Genomic DNA, 3,019 nt, shown 5'->3' on the forward strand with positions numbered 1-3,019 from the left:
TGGGGTCCCACCCCCACTAGGAGGTCCACCCGGTGAACGACCACACCGACGCCACCGACGAGTCCGATTCCGACACCGGAGGCAACGGTCTCCGGCTGCCCGGACGAGCGGACGTCACCAGTGCGATCGGGCGGCTGGTCTGGCGCCGGCGCAACGCCCGCGACCAGCGCGTCGCCGGCGAGGCCTCGGCCAGGAACGCGGTCAAGCTCGAGCCCGGCGCCGAGCCCGGTCCCCCGCTGGCCGACGCCACGACCACCGAGGACCACGACGACCACGCCGACACGCGGTTCGTCCCCGACCCGCAGGCCGCGGCGTTCTTCGACGTGGACAACACCCTGATCCAGGGCGCCTCGATCATCCTGCTGGCGCGCGGGCTGGCCAAACACAAGTTCTTCACGGCGCAGGACGTGGCGTCGATGGCGTGGTCGCAGGTCAAGTTCCGGGTCTCCGGCAAGGAGAACGCCGACGACGTGGCCGCGGGCCGAGACAAGGCGCTGAGCTTCGTCAAGGGCCACACCGTCGCCGAGCTGACCGCGTTGAGCGAGGAGGTCGTGGACACCTCGATGCTCGACCGCGTCTGGCCGGGCACGCGCTCGCTGGTGCAGATGCACCTCGACGCCGGCCAGCAGGTGTGGCTGGTCACCGCCACGCCGGTCATGCTCGCGCGGGTGATCGCGTCGCGGCTCGGGCTCTCGGGTGCGCTCGGCACCGTGGCCGAGGAGGAGGACGGGGTGTACACCGGCCGGCTGGTGGGCGACATCCTGCACGGGCCCGGCAAGGCGCACGCCATCTCCAACCTCGCCGAGGCCGAGGGTTTCGATCTGTCCAAGTGCTACGCGTACTCCGACAGCTTCAACGACATGCCGATGCTCACGATGGTCGGCAACCCGGTCGCGATCAACCCGGACGGGCGGCTGCGCAAGTACGCCTCGGAGAACGGCTGGGACATCAAGGACTTCCGCACGGTGCGCAAGGCCGCCAAGAAGGCGGTCCCGGGCGTGCTCGCGGTGGGCGGGCTCGCCGGAGCCCGGGCGGCCGTGAAGTCCTCGTACGGCGCGCGGACGATCGGCCAGATCCGACGGATGTTCTGAGACGACTCGCGGCCGGGCCCCGAGCGGCCGGGCGGATCAGCCGAAGAAGACGCTCCCGCGGCGCGCGAGGTTCCGGAACAGGGTGTTCTGGATGGTCTCGCGGACCTGGTCGGTGATCTCGAAGACGATCATCGGGTCGTCGCCGGCGTCCGGGCCGAGGTGGGAGGTCTCGATGGGCTCGCCGAACTCGATGGTCCACTTGGTGGGCAGCGGGATGCCGCCCAGGCCGCCGAGCAGGGGGAACGTCGGCGTGATGGGCAGGTACGGGACACCCAGCAGCCGCGCCAGCGGGGAGAACTCGCCGATCTTGGGGTAGATCTCCTCCGAGCCCACCACCGAGCACGGGATGATCGGCGCGCCGGCGTCCAGCGCCGTGGACACGAACCCACCGCGGCCGAAGCGTTGCAGCCGGTAGCGGTCCGAGAACGGCTTGCCCAGACCCTTGTAGCCCTCGGGCCACACCGCCACCACGTGTCCGCTCTCGAGCAGGCGTTCGGCGTCGGCAGCGCAGGCCAGGGTCGCCCCGGCCCGTCGCGCCAGCGGTGCGGAGACCGGCAGCGTCATCGCCAGGTCGGCGGCCAGCAGCCGCAGGGCGCGGCCCGAGTGGTCGTGGACGGCCACCGTGGTCATCATCGCGTCCAACGGCAGGACCCCGGCGTGGTTGGAGACGATCAGCCCGGCGCCCTCAGCGGGGATGTTCTCGGCGCCGATCACCTCGACCCGGAACCAGTGCTCGAACAGCGGTCGCCACATCGGCAGCCACACTGTGCTGTGGAAGTGCTCGTCGAAGCCGAACTCGTCGACCTCGTAACCACCGGTCACGCGCGTGGCGATCAGCTCGCCGACACCGTTGATGGCGTCGACGAGCCCCGACAGCGCGCTGACGTCGCCGGTCGCGAGCATCACGTCGACACCCCGCGCGACCTCACGGACGGGACCCAACATCTCGGCGTCGACGGGCAGCGCCTCCATCACCTGGCCGAGAGTGTCACGCACCGAGGTGAGGAACCGGTCGACGATCCGTCCGATCTCGGTGGCGGCGGCGTCGCTGTGGCTGGTGGCGCCGAGGAAGCCCTCGCCCACGATGCGGTCGCTCCGCGAGTCGCGGCGGCCCTCCCCCCAGCGAGGCCCACCGAGTGGCTGGCTCAGGTCGAATTCGGGGCCCCTCACAGCGCCTCCTCCTTGCTCGGATCGGGCTCGTTCGGATCGGGCTCGTTCGGATCGGGCTCGTTCGGATCGGGCAGCGCGCCGATCGCCTCGAGCTCGCACAGCGTGGTGTCCACTCCCGCGCGCAGCCGGTCGGCCACCGGCGCGGGGAGCATGGCGGCGATCTTGGCGGTCTTGCGCTCGAGCGTGGCGCGGGTGATGAGCGGTTCGGTGCCGGAGTCGACCAGGTAGGCGTGCAGTGCCTCCTCGGTGGAGTACCGGGGCGTGAAGCCGAACTCCTCGCGCATGCGCGTGGTGTCCACAGCGCGCCCGAAGCGCAGGTACCGAAGCTGCGAGGCCCCGACGTCGCGCAGGCCCTGACTGGACAGCAGCCGCACGGCCAGCTTGAACGTCTGCGGCGGAACCGGCAGCGGGACGTGCCCGGCCCGCCGGATGGCCTGGGTGAGCGTGAGGATCCCCTCGCCGGCGATGTTGAACGTCCCCGGCGCGGCGCCCATCGTGGCGTGCAGGAGGGCGTCGAGCGCGTCCTGGGGGTGCAGCAACTGGATGCGGGGGTCGTAGCCCGCCAGCACCGGGGAGATCGACGGCGCCAGCAGCTCCCCGAACACCGTGGGTTCGGGCAGTCCGAGGATCGCGGGGATCCGCAGGATCGTCACCTCGATGTCCGGCCGTTTGCGGGACATCCCGCGCACGTAACCCTCGACCGACAGGTGGTCCAGGGGGATGCCGCCGCTGGGTTGGCGGCGGGCCGCCATGTCCTC

General features: G+C 71.3%; 3 protein-coding genes. 1 reads left to right on the forward strand and 2 read right to left on the reverse strand.

The genetic code is table 11. The annotated features are described in order from the left end of the window. Positions 1-32 precede the first annotated feature (32 nt). Complete coding sequence (locus tag G6031_RS17680; RefSeq protein ID WP_179523385.1) at positions 33-1,091, forward strand: HAD-IB family hydrolase; 1,059 nt, start codon at positions 33-35, stop codon at positions 1,089-1,091. Positions 1,092-1,127: 36 nt separating this feature from the next. Here G6031_RS17680 and G6031_RS17685 read toward each other — a convergent pair whose 3' ends face one another. Next, positions 1,128-2,261 (reverse strand): lysophospholipid acyltransferase family protein, encoded by a 1,134-nt coding sequence (locus tag G6031_RS17685; protein ID WP_182641539.1) that lies wholly within the window; start codon positions 2,259-2,261, stop codon positions 1,128-1,130. Next, positions 2,258-3,019: nucleoside-diphosphate sugar epimerase (locus tag G6031_RS17690; protein WP_182653975.1), on the reverse strand; the 762-nt coding region annotated here is incomplete at its 5' end. The genes G6031_RS17690 and G6031_RS17685, both read right to left, overlap by 4 nt.

Source organism: Dietzia sp. CQ4, from assembly GCF_014145125.1.
GTDB classification, from domain to species: domain Bacteria; phylum Actinomycetota; class Actinomycetes; order Mycobacteriales; family Mycobacteriaceae; genus Dietzia; species Dietzia natronolimnaea.